Source organism: Mesorhizobium sp. W067 (genome assembly GCF_054719525.1).
Window position 1 is genome coordinate 5,629,290 of sequence record NZ_JBTTII010000001.1, and the last position, 18,030, is coordinate 5,647,319.

Annotated in this window: 19 protein-coding genes; 9 read left to right on the forward strand and 10 right to left on the reverse strand. The window is 63.3% G+C overall.

From position 1 onward, the window contains the following. Positions 1–46 precede the first annotated feature (46 nt). From rbfA to ACYG97_RS27430, 6 genes are all read left to right on the forward strand, one after another. Positions 47–466: a 30S ribosome-binding factor RbfA gene (rbfA, locus tag ACYG97_RS27405; RefSeq protein ID WP_023669558.1), complete on the forward strand. Its 420-nt coding sequence runs from the start codon at positions 47–49 to the stop codon at positions 464–466. Then, the gene (truB, locus tag ACYG97_RS27410; RefSeq protein WP_023688740.1) at positions 466–1,437 is read left to right on the forward strand and encodes a tRNA pseudouridine(55) synthase TruB; all 972 of its coding nucleotides are present in this window, start codon (positions 466–468) and stop codon (positions 1,435–1,437) included. The genes rbfA and truB overlap by 1 nt, the downstream gene beginning before the upstream one ends. 44 nt (positions 1,438–1,481) lie before the next feature. Next, positions 1,482–2,576: a magnesium/cobalt transporter CorA gene (corA, locus tag ACYG97_RS27415; RefSeq protein WP_023688739.1), complete on the forward strand. Its 1,095-nt coding sequence runs from the start codon at positions 1,482–1,484 to the stop codon at positions 2,574–2,576. A 95-nt stretch (positions 2,577–2,671) separates the two neighbouring features. After that, a complete protein-coding gene (gene rpsO / locus ACYG97_RS27420) occupies positions 2,672–3,046 on the forward strand; it encodes a 30S ribosomal protein S15 (protein ID WP_280790898.1) in 375 nt (124 codons plus the stop codon). A gap of 277 nt (positions 3,047–3,323) precedes the next feature. Next, on the forward strand, positions 3,324–5,471 hold the full coding sequence (pnp, locus tag ACYG97_RS27425) for a polyribonucleotide nucleotidyltransferase (protein ID WP_023732440.1): 2,148 nt from the start codon (positions 3,324–3,326) through the stop codon (positions 5,469–5,471). Between the two features lie 85 nt (positions 5,472–5,556). Beyond that, on the forward strand, positions 5,557–6,570 hold the full coding sequence (locus ACYG97_RS27430) for a class I SAM-dependent methyltransferase (RefSeq protein WP_023732439.1): 1,014 nt from the start codon (positions 5,557–5,559) through the stop codon (positions 6,568–6,570). 16 nt (positions 6,571–6,586) lie between these two features. On the opposite strand, the gene ACYG97_RS27435 is transcribed toward ACYG97_RS27430, so the two are convergent. From ACYG97_RS27435 to fabA, 4 genes are all read right to left on the reverse strand, one after another. Further along, positions 6,587–8,140 (reverse strand): putative bifunctional diguanylate cyclase/phosphodiesterase, encoded by a 1,554-nt coding sequence (locus ACYG97_RS27435; RefSeq protein ID WP_023732438.1) that lies wholly within the window; start codon positions 8,138–8,140, stop codon positions 6,587–6,589. A 184-nt stretch (positions 8,141–8,324) separates the two neighbouring features. Beyond that, complete coding sequence (gene fabI, locus ACYG97_RS27440; RefSeq protein WP_023669564.1) at positions 8,325–9,137, reverse strand: enoyl-ACP reductase FabI; 813 nt, start codon at positions 9,135–9,137, stop codon at positions 8,325–8,327. A 33-nt stretch (positions 9,138–9,170) separates the two neighbouring features. Continuing rightward, complete coding sequence (fabB, locus tag ACYG97_RS27445) at positions 9,171–10,391, reverse strand: beta-ketoacyl-ACP synthase I (RefSeq protein ID WP_023699465.1); 1,221 nt, start codon at positions 10,389–10,391, stop codon at positions 9,171–9,173. A 122-nt stretch (positions 10,392–10,513) separates the two neighbouring features. Then, a complete protein-coding gene (fabA, locus tag ACYG97_RS27450; RefSeq protein WP_023703479.1) occupies positions 10,514–11,029 on the reverse strand; it encodes a 3-hydroxyacyl-[acyl-carrier-protein] dehydratase FabA in 516 nt (171 codons plus the stop codon). A 344-nt stretch (positions 11,030–11,373) separates the two neighbouring features. On the opposite strand from fabA, the gene irrA reads away from it, so the two are divergent. Together irrA and ACYG97_RS27460 are read left to right on the forward strand one after the other, a co-directional pair. Beyond that, on the forward strand, positions 11,374–11,805 hold the full coding sequence (irrA, locus tag ACYG97_RS27455; protein WP_023688734.1) for an iron response transcriptional regulator IrrA: 432 nt from the start codon (positions 11,374–11,376) through the stop codon (positions 11,803–11,805). Between the two features lie 10 nt (positions 11,806–11,815). Beyond that, on the forward strand, positions 11,816–12,175 hold the full coding sequence (locus tag ACYG97_RS27460; protein WP_023703478.1) for a DUF4260 domain-containing protein: 360 nt from the start codon (positions 11,816–11,818) through the stop codon (positions 12,173–12,175). Positions 12,176–12,188: 13 nt separating this feature from the next. Here the strand turns inward: ACYG97_RS27460 and ACYG97_RS27465 are convergent, their stop codons facing one another. Beyond that, positions 12,189–12,746 carry an SH3 domain-containing protein gene (locus ACYG97_RS27465; protein ID WP_023703477.1) on the reverse strand — a complete coding sequence of 186 codons (558 nt, stop codon included), beginning with the start codon at positions 12,744–12,746 and terminating at the stop codon, positions 12,189–12,191. A 157-nt stretch (positions 12,747–12,903) separates the two neighbouring features. Here ACYG97_RS27465 and ACYG97_RS27470 point away from each other — a divergent pair, with 157 nt between their 5' ends. Next, a complete protein-coding gene (locus ACYG97_RS27470; RefSeq protein WP_023732437.1) occupies positions 12,904–13,905 on the forward strand; it encodes a 2-hydroxyacid dehydrogenase in 1,002 nt (333 codons plus the stop codon). A 12-nt stretch (positions 13,906–13,917) separates the two neighbouring features. Here ACYG97_RS27470 and ACYG97_RS27475 read toward each other — a convergent pair whose 3' ends face one another. From ACYG97_RS27475 to recF, 5 genes are read right to left on the reverse strand one after another with little or no spacing between them, the layout of a single operon-like run. Next, positions 13,918–14,331 (reverse strand): aconitase X swivel domain-containing protein, encoded by a 414-nt coding sequence (locus tag ACYG97_RS27475; protein WP_023732436.1) that lies wholly within the window; start codon positions 14,329–14,331, stop codon positions 13,918–13,920. Further along, positions 14,328–15,581, reverse strand: a complete 1,254-nt coding sequence (locus ACYG97_RS27480; RefSeq protein ID WP_023732435.1) for an aconitase X — start codon at positions 15,579–15,581, stop codon at positions 14,328–14,330. Before ACYG97_RS27480 ends, ACYG97_RS27475 begins: the two co-directional genes overlap by 4 nt. Next, positions 15,578–16,066 (reverse strand): GNAT family N-acetyltransferase, encoded by a 489-nt coding sequence (locus ACYG97_RS27485; protein ID WP_023699472.1) that lies wholly within the window; start codon positions 16,064–16,066, stop codon positions 15,578–15,580. Before ACYG97_RS27485 ends, ACYG97_RS27480 begins: the two co-directional genes overlap by 4 nt. A gap of 4 nt (positions 16,067–16,070) precedes the next feature. Beyond that, positions 16,071–16,826 (reverse strand): molybdopterin-synthase adenylyltransferase MoeB, encoded by a 756-nt coding sequence (locus tag ACYG97_RS27490; RefSeq protein WP_023730935.1) that lies wholly within the window; start codon positions 16,824–16,826, stop codon positions 16,071–16,073. Between the two features lie 31 nt (positions 16,827–16,857). Beyond that, a complete protein-coding gene (gene recF, locus ACYG97_RS27495; protein WP_023730936.1) occupies positions 16,858–18,003 on the reverse strand; it encodes a DNA replication/repair protein RecF in 1,146 nt (381 codons plus the stop codon). Between the last annotated feature and the right edge of the window lie 27 nt (positions 18,004–18,030).

Below are 18,030 nucleotides of genomic sequence, written 5' to 3' on the forward strand. Positions count from 1 at the left end.
GCGGCACGGTCCCATCCCGCGCCTCACGCTTTCCGGATTGAGAAAAATGCCCCGTCCAACCGCCTCCAGCCCATCCCAGCGCATGCTTCGCGTCGCCGAACAGGTGCGCCATGCGCTGTCGGAAACCTTGCAGCGCGGCGAGATTATCGACCCGCTGATCGAGAACACCGTGGTTTCGGTCTCGGAAGTGCGCATGTCGACTGATCTGAGGGTCGCAACGGCCTTCGTTTCGCCGCTCGGCGCCAAGGACACGGGTGCGGTCATCGACGCGCTCAACAAGCATGCGAAGTTCGTCCGTGGCCGCGTCTCCGGCGCGCTCCGCCAGATGAAGTTCATGCCGGAGTTCCGCTTCAAGCTCGATACGTCCTTCGACAATTTCGCCAGGATCAACGATTTGCTGAAATCGCCCGAAGTCGCGCGAGACTTGGGTGCCGATGGCGAAGACAACGACAAGGACGAGAAATAGTGGGGCGCCGCGGCAAGAAGAAGGGACGGCCGATCTCCGGCTGGGTGGTGCTGGACAAGCCGGTTGGCATGGGTTCGACCGAAGCCGTCTCCAAGATCAAATGGCTTTTCCAGGCCGAAAAGGCCGGCCATGCCGGCACGCTCGACCCGCTGGCCTCTGGCATGCTGCCGATCGCGCTCGGCGAGGCAACCAAGACCGTGCCTTATGTGCAGGACGGCGCCAAAATCTACCGGTTCACCGTCGCTTGGGGCGAGGAGCGTTCGACCGACGATCTCGAAGGCTTGGTGACGCAAAGTTCCGACCGCCGTCCGGCGGAAAACGATGTCAGGGCGCTGCTGCCGAACTACACCGGCGTCATCATGCAGACACCGCCGCAATTCTCGGCCATCAAGATATCAGGCGAACGCGCCTACGATCTCGCCCGTGGGGGCGAGACAGTCGACATCCCCGCGCGCGAGATCGAGATCGGCCGTCTGGACATCGTCGAGCACGCTGCCGACCACACTTTGTTCGAGGTCGAATGCGGCAAGGGCACCTATGTGCGCTCGCTGGCCCGCGACATGGGCCGCGACCTCGGCTGCTTCGGTCATATCGCCGAATTGCGCCGGGTCGAGGTCGAGCCGTTCACCCAGGAGGATTTCGTCACCCTCGCCGAACTGGAAGTCGCCCGTTTCGGCGAACAGCGCGAAGCTGACGGAGAGGCCGACGCCGATGTTGCCGATGCGCCGATCGACTTCGGCGCCATCGATGCGCTGCTTGTCGACACGGCCGCCGCGCTCGACTGCCTGCCCCAGATCGCCATCAGCGACGAAGCGGCGACCAAGATCCGCCTTGGCAATCCCGTCATCATCCGCGGCCGCGACGCGCCCGTGGAAGCCGAGGAAGCCTGCGCCACCGCGCGCGGCAAGCTTGTCGCCATCGGCGCCATCGAGCAAGGCATGTTCAAGCCGAAGCGGGTCTTTGTCGGCTGACCACTCTCGTCTAGTCTTACGTCGACGTCACATCCGAGGGGCACATGGCAAAGGCTGAGGCGGTGAAGAAGCGGGCGCCGGTGACAACGCGCCGGCCGCCGGTTGGCGCCTCGCCCGGCACGCTGATCGCCGATCCGGCGGCGCGACGGTCCGAGCTGCGGCTGACGCTGATTTCGCCTGAAAAATTCAAGACCATCAACGATGCCAGCATCGACGATCTCAACACCCATTGCGACAACTGGCCGGTCGTCTGGTTGGACTGCACCGGTCTCGCCAACATCCAGCTGATCGAGGAGATCGGCCGGATCTTCAACCTGCATCCACTGGCTCTGGAAGATGTCGTCAACACCGGCCAGCGGCCGAAGGTCGACTTCTTCGAGGACCACGCCTTCGTCGTCATGCGCATGATCGACGACGTCAAGGTGCATCGCTATGAGCAGATCGCGGTGTTCTTCGGCAAGAAATTCGTCGTCACCTTCCAGGAGCGCGAAGGCGATCCGTTCGACCCCGTGCGCAAGCGCATCGCCGCAGCGTTGCCCAACCGCTTGCGGATGCGCGGCGCCGACTATCTGGCCTATGCGCTCATCGATTCCATCGTCGACAGCTATTTCCCGCCGATTGAGGCCGCTAGCGAGGAGGTCGATGGCATCGAGGACGAGATGCTCAACACGCCTCACAAGCATCAGATGCGCCAGCTGCACGAATTGCGGCGCGACGCCAATGTGCTCAAGGGCGTGCTGTGGCCGATGCGCGACACGCTGGCGACGCTGATCCGCAACGACGTGCCCTATGTGAAGCCGGAGACGAAAATCTTCTTCAACGACACGCTCGACCACGCATTGCGGCTGATCGAGCTGGTCGAGAACCAGCGTGATATGCTGACCGGCTTGATCGAAATGCATTTGTCGCTGAGCCAGGCGCGCACCAACGATGTGATCTCTTATCTCACCATCGTCTCGGTGATTTTCATGCCGCTAACCTTCCTGGTCGGTATCTGGGGGATGAATTTCGATCCCGAGAGCTCGCCGTGGAACATGCCGGAACTGAAAGCCTACTATGGCTACCCGGCTTCGCTGCTGTTCATGCTGGCCGTTGCTGTCGGGCTGATCGTCTTCTTCAAAAGCAAGAAGTGGCTGTAAGCTTCAGGTATCAGGGGGATCCTGGATTCCTGAGCAAAGGGCTGCGACGAGCCGGCTTTATGAATGGGCTGGTGTTTTCCAGGGAATTGCCTTATATGCGCCGCAGCATCGCGCCATGTCGCTTTGCTTGCACCGGCCCCTGCTGGACGACATCCCGGCTGAGGGCGACCCGTTTCCTCAAACAGATAAGGAAAAACACGATGTCGATTACTGCCGAGCGCAAACAGGAATTGATGGGTGAATTCGCAACCGCCAAGGGCGATACCGGGTCTCCGGAAGTCCAGGTGGCCATCCTTTCCGAGCGCATCAAGAACCTGACCGACCACTTCAAGGACCACAAGAAGGATAACCATTCCCGCCGTGGTCTGCTCGCTCTCGTCTCCCAGCGCCGCAGCCTGCTTGATTATCTCAAGCGCAAGGATGACGCGCGCTATCAGACGTTGATCGAGAAGCTCGGTCTGCGCCGTTGACGAATTGACCGGCGGGCTTTCGAAGGAGAGCCCGCCGGTCGCGCATTCTGCCAGTCGCATCGATTGGCCAGACCCGGTTTCGAGCGTGCAGAGGCCACTCGAAACCGCCCATGGACGGTCATGGGGCAGGATTGCAGGACGCTCGTGCGCTAACCAGCGCCGAATCTACCCGAGCTTCCCGTTGTCTTGCCCGTGGCTGCCCGAGAAAGGAAGCCAGGGAAAGGGCATCCGCGCACCGTGAAACGGCGCGGCCCTTTCCGCTTACTAAGGACAAGATATGTTCAACTACCACAAAGTGGAAATCGAATGGGGCGGCCGTCCGCTCATCCTGGAAACCGGCAAGATCGCACGTCAGGCTGACGGCGCGGTGCTTGCGACCTATGGCGAAACCAAGGTTCTCGCCACCGTCGTTTCGATGAAGGAGCCGAAGCCAGGCCTCGATTTCTTCCCGCTGACCGTCAACTACCAGGAAAAGACCTACGCCGCCGGCAAGATCCCGGGCGGCTACTTCAAGCGCGAGGGACGTCCGAGCGAAAAGGAAACGCTGGTTTCCCGCCTGATCGACCGCCCGATCCGCCCGCTCTTCGCCGACGGCTACAAGAACGACACCCAGATCGTCGTCACCGTCGTCCAGCATGACCTCGAGAACGATCCCGATATCCTGTCGATCGTCGCCACCTCGGCCGCTTTGACGCTGTCGGGCGTTCCCTTCATGGGCCCGATCGGCGGCGCTCGCGTCGGCTACATCAACGGCGAATACGTGCTCAACCCGCATGTCGACGAGATGCAGGAATCCAGGCTCGACCTCATTGTCGCCGGCACCGCCGACGCCGTGCTGATGGTCGAGTCCGAAGCCAAGGAACTCGGCGAAGAGCTGATGCTCGGCGCCGTCATGTTCGGCCACAGGGGCTTCCAGCCGGTGATCGACGCCATCATCAAGCTGGCCGAAGTTGCCGCCAAGGAGCCGCGCGATTTCACAGCGCCGGACTACTCCGCGCTTGAAGCCGAAATGCTGAAGATCGTCGGCGACGAGCTCAGCAATGCCTACAAGAACGTCGATAAGCAGAAGCGTTACGCCGCCGTCGACGCCGTCAAGGCGAAGGTCAAGGCAGCGTTCGCTCCGGCCGAAGGCGAAGACGCCAAGTACACCTCCGAGCAGATCGGTTCGGTGTTCAAGGAACTCCAGGCCAAGGTCGTGCGCTGGAACATCCTCGACACCGGTTCGCGCATCGATGGCCGTGACCTCAAGACTGTCCGCAAGATCGTCTCGGAAGTCGGCGTCCTGCCGCGCACGCACGGTTCGGCGCTGTTCACCCGCGGCGAGACCCAGGCGCTGGTCGTTGCCACGCTGGGTACCGGCGAGGACGAGCAGTATGTCGATTCGCTGACCGGCATGTACAAGGAGAAGTTCCTCCTTCACTACAACTTCCCTCCCTACTCCGTCGGCGAGACCGGCCGCATGGGTTCGCCGGGCCGCCGCGAAATCGGCCACGGCAAGCTCGCCTGGCGCGCTATCCGTCCGATGCTGCCGAGCGCGGACCAGTTCCCCTACACGCTGCGCGTCGTCTCGGAGATCACCGAGTCCAACGGTTCGTCGTCGATGGCCACCGTCTGCGGCACATCGCTGGCGCTGATGGATGCCGGCGTTCCGCTGGCCAAGCCGGTTGCTGGTATCGCGATGGGCCTGATCAAGGAAGGCGAGCGCTTCGCGGTTCTGTCCGACATCCTGGGTGACGAAGATCACCTCGGCGACATGGACTTCAAGGTCGCCGGTACCGAAAGCGGCATCACCTCGCTGCAGATGGACATCAAGATCGAGGGCATCACCGAGGAGATCATGAAGATCGCGCTGGACCAGGCCAAGGATGGCCGCCAGCATATCCTCAGCGAGATGGCGCATGCTCTGACCGGCGCCCGCCCCGAACTCGGTGAGTTCGCACCGCGCATCGAGGTCATGCACATCCCGACCGACAAGATCCGCGACGTGATCGGCTCCGGCGGCAAGGTTATCCGTGAGATCGTCGAGAAGACCGGCGCCAAGATCAACATCGAGGACGACGGCACGGTCAAGATCGCTTCGTCGAACGCCAAGGAGATCGAGGCGGCCAAGAAGTGGATCCATACCATCGTCGCCGAGCCGGAAGTCGGCGAAATCTACGAAGGCACGGTCGTCAAGACCGCCGACTTCGGCGCTTTCGTCAACTTCTTCGGTCCGCGTGACGGCCTCGTCCACATCTCGCAGCTTGCCAACGACCGGGTCGCCAAGACCTCGGACGTCGTCAAGGAAGGCGACAAGGTCTGGGTCAAGCTGATGGGCTTCGACGAGCGCGGCAAGGTCCGCCTGTCGATGAAGGTCGTCGACCAGGCCACCGGCAAGGAAATCGCCCGCGACAAGAAGGCCGAAGGCGAAGAAAACGCCGCCTGAGTGGTCTGACAATAGAGTTGAACGGGCGCGGCTTATGTCGCGCCCGTTTTCGTTTAGTACCCGTCTACGACATGAGAATCGAAGAATGGCCGCTGAGCCGCTGAAGACACTGTTCCATCCCTTCGAGGCCGAGGGGCTCCCTCTGCCGCAAAAGGGCGAGCGTGTGTTGTTCCTGGGTGCGGAGCCCGGCTTCCGCTTGCCGGAAGGCTTCGAGGCAGAGCTCCATCTTGCACAGGGTTTCCGGCCGCATCTCCGAGCGCTGGAGCGTGCCGGTCACAAGGTAGCGCCGCGCGCGGAAGGCGATGCATTCGATGCAGCGCTCGTGCTTGCCGGCCGCCATCGTGGGCTAAACGAGATGCGTATTGCCGAGGCGATCGAACGCGTCACGCCTGGCGGTCTGATCGTCGTCGCCGGCGGCAAGGACGAAGGCATCGCCAGCCTGCGCAAGCGCATCGACGAGCTTGTTCCGATCGAAGGGCATCTGCCGAAATATCACGGCATCGCCTTCTGGCTTCGCCGTCCGGCCGATCTGGCGCCTGCGGAAAAACTGCGCGTCGCCAATCCCGCCTTGGTCGTAGAGGACCGCTTCCGTACCGCGCCTGGCATGTTCTCCTTCGACCGGATCGACGCCGGCTCGAAACTTCTGGTCGACAACCTGCCCAAAGACCTGCGCGGCAACATTGCTGATTTCTGCGCCGGCTGGGGTTATGTCGCCGCCGAGGTCGCGGCACGTTCATCCGGCATAACGGGGCTCGACCTTTACGAAGCGGATTTCGACGCGCTTGAGGCGGCCAAGGGCAATATCGGCCAGACAGGCTTCGAGCCCGGCTTCTTCTGGACCGATCTGCTGAGCGAGCCGGTCGAGCGGCGCTATGATGCCATCGTCATGAACCCGCCCTTCCATCGCAGCCGGGCGGCCGAGCCGGAAATCGGCGCCGGCATGATCCAGGCGGCGGGCAAGGCGCTGAAGCCGGGCGGGCGGCTGTTCATGGTGGCGAACCGTCAGCTGCCTTACGAACCGGTTCTGAAGGCCGTCTTCTCCAGCCATGCCGAGCTCGCCCGCGACGGCATGTTCAAGGTTTTCTCCGCGCGCCGATAGGACGGTGCCGGTCGCCTCAATGCATGCTGACGATGCGCGCCGGCTCGTGGACGGGAATGGTCGCTCTGATATCGCCGGGCTTGATCTTGAGCGGCGCCGGCCTGCCGAACAGATAGCCCTGCACCATCTCGCAACCAGCTGCTCGCAAAAGCGTCGCCTGGTTCTCGGTCTCGACGCCTTCGGCGATGATGCCGACGCCGAGCGCCCGCGACAGGCCGACGATGGTAGAGACGACGGCGCCCGAATTCGAATCGGTGTCGATGCGGCTGACGAAGGAGCGGTCGATCTTCAGCTTGCCGAAGGCGAAGTCGATCAGGTAGCTGAGATTGGAATAGCCGGTGCCGAAATCGTCGACGGCCACCGAAATGCCCATGTCGGCAAGCTGCTGCAGGATGATGGCGGCGCGGTCGCGGTCCTGCATCATCGCCGTCTCGGTCACTTCGAGCTCCAGCCGCGACGGCTTGATGCCGGTGCTGGCCATCGTATCGCGCACGATGCCGACGAAATCCTTGGTCATGAACTGGACCGGCGAGATGTTGACGGCAACGAAGCAGTCCTCGGGCAAATGACGGGCATCGCTGCAGGCCTTGTTCAGCACCCAATTGCCGATCGGGTGGATCATGCCGGTCTCTTCGGCGATCGGAATGAATTCCATCGGCGGGATCATGCCGCGTTCCGGGTGCTTCCAGCGGATCAGCGCCTCGTAGCCGACGATACGGCCGGTCGGCAGGTCGAACTGCGGCTGGTAATGAAGGTCGAAATCGCCACGGTCGAAGGCGATGTGCAGTTCGGATTCAATCCAGTGGCGGTAGTCGGCGACCTGGCCCATGTCGGAATGGAAGACCGACCAGTTGCCCACGCCGCCGGCGCGGGCATTCTGCAGCGCCAGGTTGGAGCGGCGCAGGATGAGGACCGGATCGACGCCATCCTTTGGCATCGCCACGATGCCGACCGACAGGCCGACCGACTGCAGGTGAGAATCGAGCTGGTACGGCTTCAGCATCTCCTCGATCATGGTTTCGACGGTGCTTTCCATCGAGCTTTGGAGTTGGTGTTCCCAGACAAGGATAGCGAACTCGCCGGCGCCGATGCGCCCCATCACCGCGCCTTCGGGCATGCAGGCCTTCAACCGCTTGGTGAAGCCGCGGATCAGTTCGTCGCCATGGCTGTAGCCGATGGCGTCGTTGATCTGCTTGAAGCGGTCGATGTCGATGTCGATGAGGAACACCGGCTCACCGGTCCTGATCGTCGCGGACGCCGCGTCGGCGATCCTGCCGACCATCGCCGGCCGCGCCAAAAGCCCGGTCAGCTTGTCGAAATGGGTTTCGTTGAAAACGTAGTCCACCGATTCATCGACGCCGGCGAAGAAGGACAAGGCAGCACCGGCGGCGGCCAGCGCGCATAGCGCCGACGCGATGCCGATCATGGTTTCCGCCTGCATGCCGGCAAAGCCGTCCCCGAAACCATGCCGGAGGCCCCAAAGCCCAAGGATGAAACTGCCAAGGCCCGAACTGGCGACGGTGAGCAGCCGGAACACAGGTGTTCGCTTCGGGTTGCTGACAGCAGGCATTGCTCAGTCCCTGTCGCATGATCCCGAAATCAACTCGACTTTCGGGAAATATCACGCGCAAATTCATAAAGGCTAAAGCATCCTTTGCGCCCAGCAAGAACGCGCAGAGCCCAAGCCCATAAGACTTCTAGCGGATATCTCCTTAAAATGAGTTTCCGCCGATGCATCTAATTTTACTGGTGAGTTAATCGCGTACGCTGTCGGTCTGCTTCAACTCATCCAGGGTTGGCATCGACACGATGTGATAGCCGGAATCCACATAATGGATTTCGCCGGTGACGCCTGACGAGAGGTCGGACAAAAGATAGAGCGCCGAGCCGCCGACCTCGTCGATGGTCACCGTGCGGCGCAGCGGCGAGTTGCGCTGCTGGTAGGAGTACATGTGGCGGGCGTCCGAAATTCCGGCGCCGGCCAAAGTACGCACCGGTCCCGCCGATATGCCGTTCACCCGGATGCCGCGCGGGCCATAATCGTTGGCGAGATAGCGCACGCTGGCTTCCAGCCCGGCCTTGGCGACGCCCATGACGTTGTAGTTCGGCATGACGCGGACAGAGCCGGCATAGGTCAGCGTGATCATCGCGCCGCCTTCGCTCATCAGCGGGGCGGCATGGCGGGCGACCTCGGTGAAGGAGTAGCAGGAGATGACCATGGTGCGGACGAAATTGTCGCGGCTGGTGTCGGCGTAGAGCCCTTTGAGCTCGTTCTTGTCGGAAAAGCCGATGGCGTGGACGACGAAGTCGAGCCCGCCCCATTCCTTGCCGAGCGTCTCGAAGGTGGCGGCGACCGATGCGCTGTCCTCGACGTCACAGGGCACCACCAGAGACGCGCCAAGCTTCTCGGCAAGCGGCTTGACGCGGCGCCCGAAGGCGTCGCCCTGATAGGTGAAGGCAAGCTCCGCCCCGTGTTCGGACAATTTCCTGGCGATGCCCCAGGCGATCGAATGATCGTTGGCGACGCCCATGACAAGCCCGCGCTTGCCCTTCATCAGTCCGTCCATGGCCGGCAATCCCCCTACAAAAAAACGCTGGCCTTATGCGGAATAGCGCTGGAAAATCAGCGTTGCGTTGGTGCCACCGAAGCCGAACGAGTTGGACAAAACCGTGTCGATCCTGGCGTCGTCGATGCGCTTGCGCACGATCGGCATGCCCTCGAATTCGGGATCGAGGTTTTCGATATGGGCGCTCTCGCCGATGAAGCCGCCTTGCATCATCAGGATCGAGTAGATCGATTCCTGTACGCCGGCGGCACCCAGCGAATGGCCGGTCAGCGACTTGGTCGAGGTGATGAACGGCATCTTCTCGCCGAACACCTCTCGGATGGCGCCCATTTCCCGGGAATCGCCGACCGGCGTCGAGGTGCCGTGGGTGTTGATGTAGTCGACCGGCGTGGACACCGTCGCCAGAGCCTGGCGCATGCAGCGCACCGCGCCTTCGCCCGACGGCGCCACCATGTCGTAACCGTCCGACGTCGCGCCATAGCCGACGATCTCAGCGTAGATCTTGGCGCCGCGCGCCTTGGCGTGTTCGAGCTCCTCCAGGATGAGGACGCCCGCGCCGCCCGCGATGACGAAGCCATCGCGATTGGCGTCATACGCGCGGGAAGCTGTCGGCGCACGATCGTTATACTTCGACGACATCGCGCCCATGGCATCGAACAGGTCCGACATCGTCCAGTCGAGGTCTTCATGGCCGCCGGCAAACATCACATCCTGCTTGCCCCACTGGATCAGTTCGTAGGCGTTGCCGATGCAATGCGCCGAGGTCGAGCAGGCCGACGAGATCGAATAGTTGACGCCGTGGATCTTGAACCAGGTGGCGAGCGTCGCCGACGCGGTCGACGACATCGCCTTCGGCACCGCGAACGGACCGATGCGCTTGGGGCTGTTGTTCTTGAGCGTGGTCTCGGCCGCCTCGACGATGGTGCGGGTCGAGGGGCCGCCCGAGCCCATGACGATGCCGGTGCGCTCATTGGTGATGTCGCTTTCGCCAAGCCCGGCGTCGGCGATCGCCTGATCCATCGCGACATGGTTCCAGGCCGCGCCCTGGCTCAGGAAGCGCATGGCACGCCGGTCGATCATAGGGGTCGGGTCGAGCGTCGGCGCGCCCCAGACCTGGCAGCGGAAGCCGTGTTCGGCGAAGGAATCGGAGAAGCTGATGCCTGATTTGGCATCGTGGAGCGAGGATTGCACCTCGTTGGCGTTGTTGCCGATCGACGATACGATGCCGAGGCCTGTGACGACGACCCTTCTCATTCGCAACTCCTTCCAGCGGATGATCCCGAAACCTAGTCGGTTTTCACCGGCGATCATACGCAAAATCAAAATGCCGCAGCGGCGTTGCGTCTCGGAAGAACGCGCCGCTGCAGTGGCGCCGGTCAGGCGGCCGATTGCTTGGACAGCCCCACCTTGAGGTCCGTCGCAGTGTATATGGGTTCGCCGTCGGCCTTAAGCCAGCCATCGGCGATACCGAGCACCAGGCGTCCACGCATGACGCGCTTGAAATCGATGCCGTATTCCACCTTCTTGACCGAAGGCGTCACCATCCCCTTGAACTTCACTTCGCCGGTCGACAGCGCCATGCCCTTGCCCGGCTCGCCGAGCCAGCCGAGGTAAAAACCCGTCAATTGCCACATGGCGTCAAGGCCCAGGCACCCCGGCATGATCGGATTGCCGATGAAATGGCAGGCGAAGAACCACAGGTCCGGTTTGATGTCGAATTCGGCACGGATGAAGCCCTTGTCGTGGGCGCCGCCGGTCTCGCTGATCTCGGTGATGCGGTCGAACATCAGCATCGGCGGATAGGGCAGCTGGGCGTTGCCAGGCCCAAACAGCTCGCCGCGGGCGCAGGCAAGCAATTCCTCATAACCGTAGCTGGATTTCGAACCCGCCATATGTCTCGTCCCCATAATGTCCCGGGCGGTGGGGCGCCCTTGTCGTTGGTTTCCTAACACAATCCCTTTCGGTCCGGAAACCGGCGTTTGCGCTTAACCCGCCCGTCTGCCCGGGTCAATGCGCGCTCTCGCATCGGCCCGAAATCGATCTCGATTCCGGAAAGCACGATGCGACGCCAAAAAAGCAATAGAGCGCACTTAGTGCGTCCAACTGGACGCACGTCGCTCTATTGATCGTATTCCGCCAACAGAATATATGTCGGGAGGTATCCAGTTTCGGTTGATGACGTTTTTTCGCCACTCTGGGCGTGTCTTGAGGCAGAACTGTGGGCTTGGACGGATAGATGGATCTGGGCTGCCGGAAGGAAAATGTCGCTGTGGACAAGCGGGTTCGCGAAGCCGGCCTCAGGCCGACACGCCAACGCATTGCGCTGGCCGATCTGCTGTTTGCCAAGGGCGACCGCCACCTTTCGGCCGAGGAACTGCATGAAGAGGCGGTCGCCGCCGGCGTGCCGGTCTCGCTCGCCACCGTCTACAACGCGCTTCACCAGTTCACCCAGGCCGGCCTGCTGCGCATCCTGGCGGTCGAGGGGTCCAAGACCTATTTCGACACCAACACCTCCGATCACCATCATTTTTACATCGAAGGCGAAAACAGGATCTTCGATATAGAAAGCGGTCCGGTGACCGTCTCCAACCTGCCGGAGCCACCCGCAGGTATGGAGATCGCCAATGTCGACATCGTGGTGAGGCTGCGCCCGAAACGCAGCGTTTAAGCCCCAACCCGTGAAACCTGTCGATTTTGCAATCCGGCTCGAATGGGTTGCGGTCGCGGTCGTGGCTATAGTCGCCTATGCCGCGTCAGGCGTTTCCTGGTGGCTGTTCGCCCTGCTTATCCTGGCGCCAGACCTGTCGATGCTGGGCTATCTCGCCGGGGCACGGATCGGCGCTGTCGCTTACAATGCCTTGCACATATTGATCGTCCCGCTGTTGCTGGCGCTCGCCGGATATGTTCTGGCCAATTCGACGGCGACCGCGATTGGTCTGATCTGGATCATCCACATCGCCGTCGACCGCGCGCTCGGCTACGGTCTCAAACTGTCGGCCGGTTTTCGGGACACCCATCTCGGCCGTATCGGCCGTTAGGCCTCCAGCAATCTCAATTCTTGACGTGCTCGCCGGGATAGGCGCCCCACACCTGCGACTGGGCGATCCAGCCGGTGTGGCCGTCGAAGGTCATTTCGCACCACTGGCCATCGCAGGTTTTGATCGTGCCCGTAACGCCCGGCTCGATGATGGCGATGACGCTGGCGTCCTTGTCGGCATCGTCGAGCAGATTGATTCGGCCCCCCTTGGTGCGCTGCCAGGGGGCGACGATCGCGGTCCGGCGGCCCGACAGCAGCGACTGGTTGATCCAACCCTCCGAGCCATCGGCATCGCGCACGCGCCGCCAGGTATCGAATTCCTGGATGATCTCCATAGGCAGGCCGGCCTTTGTGTACATCCAGTCGACGGAATAGTTGGCGCCGGGCCCAACGCGCGAGTTGACGCGAGCCGATTTCAGGCTGACGAAACGCGGCAGCGGCAGGCCGCTCGGCCCGAGCGTGACCGTCTGCACAGGTGCGGCGGCACCTTGCGCCGCGGCTTGCGGGAAATGCAGGAGAGCGCCGAGAAGCGCTGCGCTGAGGATCAGGCGAAGCGACGCGAAACCAGACACTTTCATTCCTTTCGGCGCGTGCCCTTTGGCCCGGGCGCCCCTTTTTCTTTGTCTTCGGCGGCACCGCTTGTTACAGGAGTGGCAGGCACCGCGACCGGTATTCAGTTTCGCCTGTCTTGGTTAAAGAGGTCTCAACGAGATCGGGTTCGAGGAAACAATGGCAGGCAAAAAACGGCCTCTCGTCGTCATCACGCGCAAGCTGCCCGATCCGGTCGAGACCCGCATGCGCGAACTCTTCGACGCCAGGCTGAATGTCGAGGACCGCCCGATGACGCAGCCGGAGCTGGTCGCGGCGATCAAGGAAGCCGATGTGCTGGTGCCGACCATCACCGACCAGATCGATGCGGCGCTGATTGCCCAGGCCGGCGACAATCTCAAGCTGATCGCCAATTTCGGCAATGGCGTCGACAAGATCGATGTGGCGGCGGCGGCCAAGAAAGGCATTACCGTCACCAACACGCCGAACGTGCTGACCGAAGATACGGCCGACATGACCATGGCGCTGATGCTGGCCGGCCCGCGGCGGTTGGCCGAAGGCGCCAATGTGCTCACCAGCGACAAGAAATGGGCCGGTTGGTCGCCGACCTGGATGCTCGGCCGGCGCATCTGGGGCAAGCGCCTCGGCATTGTCGGCATGGGCCGCATCGGCACCGCTGTTGCCAGGCGCGCAAAGGCTTTCGGCCTGTCCATCCACTACCATAACCGCCATCGCGTGCTGCCGGCGGTCGAGGAAGGGCTGGAGGCGACCTATTGGGAAAGCCTCGACCAGATGCTTGCCCGCATGGACATCATCTCGGTCAATTGCCCGTCGACGCCGGCGACCTTTCATCTGCTTTCGGCGCGGCGCCTGGCTCTGCTTCAGCCCACCGCCTATGTGGTCAACACCGCGCGCGGCGACATCATCGACGAGGAAGCGCTGGTCAAGCTGATCCAGGACGGCAAGGTCGCCGGCGCCGGCCTCGACGTCTATGAGCACGAACCGGCGCTGAACTCGAAACTGCTGAAGCTTGCCGCCAAGAACAAGGTCGTGCTTTTGCCGCATATGGGTTCGGCGACGATCGAGGGCCGCATCGACATGGGCGAGAAGGTGATCATCAACATCCGCGCCTTCTTCGACGGCCACCGGCCGCCGGACCGCGTGCTGCCGCTACGGACTTGAAGCGGGCCGCGTTCAGGCTGCGGTTGTGAGGGCGCCATCCGCAGCGACACTCACACGCTTGCCGCGATAGGCCTCAAAATCGTCGCGCCCGAGCCTGAGCGCTACCGGCGTCCGCCAGCCCATTTCCCTGGCCACGATCAAGCCAAGCAGCAGAATCGCGTCCGGCTCGTGCAGCACGAGTGCCGTCGGCGCATGGCCATTGTGGACGAGTTCCATCAGCACGGCTGACGCTGAGGACGAGCCGATCGTGCCGGGCAGGAACAGCACACGCCCGGAAATGGTCTCGCCATGCTGCGGGTGACGGACATCGGCGATGCGGCCGCTCTTCGGATCGACGCCACCCCAGAAGCTGATTGGCGCGGTCAGCACCAAGGCCAGTCCTTCGCCTCCGCTGCCCGGCACCAGTATGTCGGCTGCAGCATTCATGCGGCGATATCCGTAAACCTGGGCTTACCGGCAACCGCGCTTTCCACGCAGTCGGCCAGCGAGCCGTAAAGCACGGCGTAACCGGTATTGCCCGGCGCGTAGTGCGCGAATTTTCCCGAATTGGTCATCAGCATGCCGTCGGCCAGATCCGGCAGGATCGGCGTCACCACCACGCAGGTGTCGGCGACGATGATGACGCCGCTGGCTTCGAGCATCTTGCGGTTGCCGTTCTGCTCCAGCCTGGTGAGCACGTGGCGGCCGGTGCAGGCGTAAATCGGCACGCTAAGCCGGCGCCCGCCGATCAACCGCTCCAGCGCTTCGAATTCGGCCGACGACAGATGCGGACTGCCGATCGCCACCGCATCGATGGCGGTCTGCGTGGCTGCGGTGGACAGGCCGGCGCGGGCCTTCATGGCCATCTCCGGCGTTACGCGGATCATCGTTTCCGGCCTGCCGCCCACCAGGATGGTCTCGGCGTCGGGCGCTTCTGGCGTTACCCCAGCGATATGGAACAGGCCGACGGCGCCCGACGATGCCGCCGCCGCGCCGAAGGCCTTCAGCGCATCCTCACCGGGATGGCTGGATATGCCGGTGACGACGCCGACCGCATTGCCGACCTCACGGCCGTAGAGGTTGCCCAGCACCGGCCAGGCGATCTCGGATCCAAGGAACGAGGCGGAGAGGCCGGACACATCGAACACCAGCCGTGCCTGCCGGTTCTCGGGGCGATGCAGGCCGTAATCCGGCGCGCGCCCCGATATGGCGCAGGCGATGTCGAGGAAGTCGCCATAGCGGTTGGTGCGTGCCCCCAGCACCGAATTGCAGAACACCACCGCGTTGGATTCACCCCAGGCGACATCGCTGCCAAGCGCCGGCCTGTGGCCGGCCTGATAGGGCGCGCAGGTCCAGCTCTGCTCGCAGCCCAGTTTGCGGTAGGCCTCCATCATTCGTCGCGCCATGCCGCGCGCCGGCTCTTCGAGGCGCACGCGCGAGCAGCCCATCAGGTCGAGCGCGCCGACATTGAGCGTCGAGCGCACCGCGACCCTGGCGCCGCTATCGACCAGCCTTTCGGCAAACAGTGTGCCGGAATCGCCGTGATAGAGCGCGCCGTCTATATGCGTCGAGGCGATCGGGATCAGTCGCGGCGCGCCGAGCAGCGCAGCGCTTTCGGCAACGATGCGCATCGCCATCGCCGCCCCGTCATGGCCGGAGGCGATTGTCTGCTCCTGTGCGCTGAGTGCAAGGCTCACGCCAACTCCTTGCGCAAGGTGATCGAGGTCGGCCGGTCATAGCCGTCATGCGCGGTGCGTTCAGTCTCGCGAAAGCCGAGACCGGCAAAGGTTGCATGATTTACGGTCAGTTCGATTCGCGTCTGCAGTTCGATGGCCGGTTTGTTCCGGCTGCGGGCGAGAAATTCGACAGCCTGCATCAGCCGCCTGCCGATGCCTTGCCCTTGAAGCTCAGGTTCGACGGCGAGCTTGCCGATGTAGAAATCATCGGCTCTCTCCAGCGCGAAAACGCAGCCGGCGATCCTGTCATCCTGCAGGGCCAGCAACACGGTCTCGCGGCCAGCCTTGTCCCTGAGGTTTCCGGCGTTCAGCAGATGTGCCGAGGAGGGCGGGTCGATGACGCCGTCCATCGGTGCAAAGGCGCGCATGATCAGGCTGAGCAGTTCGTCCCAGCGCTCGAAATCGGAGGCGAGCTGCGTAACAAGAACGCTGGTGGACTGATCCATAAGCTCAGTTTCTCTTGTAGCGGATCGTGTCGAAGCGCGCCGACAGCGCATCGTAGAGCAGCAGCCGGCCGACCAGTGGTTCGCCGATACCGGTGATCAGCTTGATGGCTTCCATTGCCTGCAAGGTGCCGATGACGCCGGTCAGCGCACCGACGACCCCGGCCACCGCGCAGGACGGCACCAGTCCTTCCGGCGGCGCTTCAGGAAAGAGGTCGCGATATCCAGGGTTCGGTCTGCCGTCGGCGCCGGTCCCGAACGGCATCAACACCGTTACCGAGCCGTCGAAGCGGCCGACGGCGGCATGCACGAGCGGCCGCTTTTCCGCCGCGCAGGCATCCGCCACCACATAGCGCGTCTCGAAATTGTCGGAGCCGTCGACGACCACGTCGTAGCGCGCGACGAGAACGGCAGCATTGTCGGCCGTCAGCCTGAAATCGTGCAATTCCACCGCGACATGGGGATTGATCCGGGCGATCGCTGCTTTGGCGCTCTCGGTCTTCGCCGTGCCGACCGTATCGGTGGCGTGGATCACTTGCCGCTGCAGATTGGACAGCGAGACAATATCGTCGTCGACGATTCCAAGCGTGCCGACGCCGGCGGCAGCGAGATATTCCAGCACCGGCGCGCCGAGGCCGCCGGCGCCGATCACCAGTACCCGCGCCCGCTTCAGCCTCTGCTGGCCGGCGCCGCCGATCTCGGGCAGCACGATGTGGCGGGCATAGCGTTCGAGCTCTTCGTCGGTGAGGGCGGCAGGGGTCATTGCCGGACCATATAGCGGAGCAAAAAGCTTGTCAGGTCTCTTCGGTTGGCCCAACCGTGCCGTGGTCGACGGTGAGGAACTGCGCGCGTCCCCTCAGGCTGGAAAACAGCGCGGCGTCGGTTCCGGTCATGAAGGCCTGGCAGCTCAGCTCTTCCAGGATCGAGAACAGCGCGGCGCGCCGGCCGGCATCGAGATGCGCGGCAATCTCGTCGAGCAACAGGATCGGCGTCATCCCCGACATCTCGCCGGTCAGCCTTGCGTGCGACAACACGATGCCGACCAGCAGCGCCTTCTGCTCTCCGGTCGAGCAGAGTTCGGCCGGCATCGCCTTGGGGCGGTGGCGCACCAGCAGATCCGAACGGTGCGGGCCATCGAACGTGCGTCCGGCGGCGCGGTCGCGCTCGCGGCCGTCGGCAAGGGCGGCGCGATAGCGTTCCTCGACGTCCACGGCGGGTGCTGTGGCGACGTCGCTTTCAAGGTCGCCGGAGAGGCTGATGTCGGCCTGCGGAAACGGCCCGCTGGAAGGCAGCCTGTCGATCATGGCGGTAAGCAGGCGTACCAGTTCGGCGCGCGCAGCCGCGATCGCCACGCCGGTTTCGGCCATCTGCATCTCGATGGCGTCGAACCAGGCGCCGTCGCGCGAGCCTTCCGTAAGCAAGCGGTTACGTCCGCGCATCGCCTTCTCGTAATCGAGCGCACGCTGGCCGTGGCCGGGATCGACAGCCAAAACCAGCCGGTCGAGAAAGCGCCGCCGGTCGGCGGCAGGTCCGGGGAACAGGCCGTCCATGGCCGGCGTCAGCCAGACGACGCGCAGCCATTCCAGCATGGCGTCGGCCGACCGTGCCGGCGCGCCATTGATGCGCACCTTGCGACCGCCCTCGCCGGCCGCTTCACCCCCGGTGATGCCGGTGCCGATCTCGACCTGTCCCTCCGGCCCGTCGAGCCTTGCGTGGAGCGCAAAGCCGCCATCGCCGCCTTCGCGGGCCACGTCGACATAGGGCGCACGGCGCAGGCCGCGGCCCGGCGTCAGCAGCGAGATGGCTTCCAGAAGATTGGTCTTGCCGGCGCCATTGTCGCCGGAAAACACCACAGGGCCGGGGGAAAAGCCGATCGACAGCGCCGCATAGTTGCGGAAATTCGTAAGTGTTAGCTTACTTATGTGACTTTGTTCCGGCAACCGCTATCCGCCTGTAGAAGTCGCCGC

What these genes read in the sequence shown, in the direction of transcription:
- rbfA (WP_023669558.1), top strand. Translation starts at nt 47, where the DNA reads ATGCCCCGTCCAACCGCCTCCAGCCCATCCCAGCGCATGCTTCGCGTC.
- corA (WP_023688739.1), top strand. Translation starts at nt 1,482, where the DNA reads ATGGCAAAGGCTGAGGCGGTGAAGAAGCGGGCGCCGGTGACAACGCGC.
- rpsO (WP_280790898.1), top strand. Translation starts at nt 2,672, where the DNA reads ATGCGCCGCAGCATCGCGCCATGTCGCTTTGCTTGCACCGGCCCCTGC.
- pnp (WP_023732440.1), top strand. Translation starts at nt 3,324, where the DNA reads ATGTTCAACTACCACAAAGTGGAAATCGAATGGGGCGGCCGTCCGCTC.
- ACYG97_RS27430 (WP_023732439.1), top strand. Translation starts at nt 5,557, where the DNA reads ATGGCCGCTGAGCCGCTGAAGACACTGTTCCATCCCTTCGAGGCCGAG.
- ACYG97_RS27435 (WP_023732438.1), bottom strand. Translation starts at nt 8,140, where the DNA reads ATGCCTGCTGTCAGCAACCCGAAGCGAACACCTGTGTTCCGGCTGCTC.
- fabI (WP_023669564.1), bottom strand. Translation starts at nt 9,137, where the DNA reads ATGGACGGACTGATGAAGGGCAAGCGCGGGCTTGTCATGGGCGTCGCC.
- fabB (WP_023699465.1), bottom strand. Translation starts at nt 10,391, where the DNA reads ATGAGAAGGGTCGTCGTCACAGGCCTCGGCATCGTATCGTCGATCGGC.
- fabA (WP_023703479.1), bottom strand. Translation starts at nt 11,029, where the DNA reads ATGGCGGGTTCGAAATCCAGCTACGGTTATGAGGAATTGCTTGCCTGC.
- irrA (WP_023688734.1), top strand. Translation starts at nt 11,374, where the DNA reads ATGGATCTGGGCTGCCGGAAGGAAAATGTCGCTGTGGACAAGCGGGTT.
- ACYG97_RS27470 (WP_023732437.1), top strand. Translation starts at nt 12,904, where the DNA reads ATGGCAGGCAAAAAACGGCCTCTCGTCGTCATCACGCGCAAGCTGCCC.
- ACYG97_RS27475 (WP_023732436.1), bottom strand. Translation starts at nt 14,331, where the DNA reads ATGAATGCTGCAGCCGACATACTGGTGCCGGGCAGCGGAGGCGAAGGA.
- ACYG97_RS27485 (WP_023699472.1), bottom strand. Translation starts at nt 16,066, where the DNA reads ATGGATCAGTCCACCAGCGTTCTTGTTACGCAGCTCGCCTCCGATTTC.
- ACYG97_RS27490 (WP_023730935.1), bottom strand. Translation starts at nt 16,826, where the DNA reads ATGACCCCTGCCGCCCTCACCGACGAAGAGCTCGAACGCTATGCCCGC.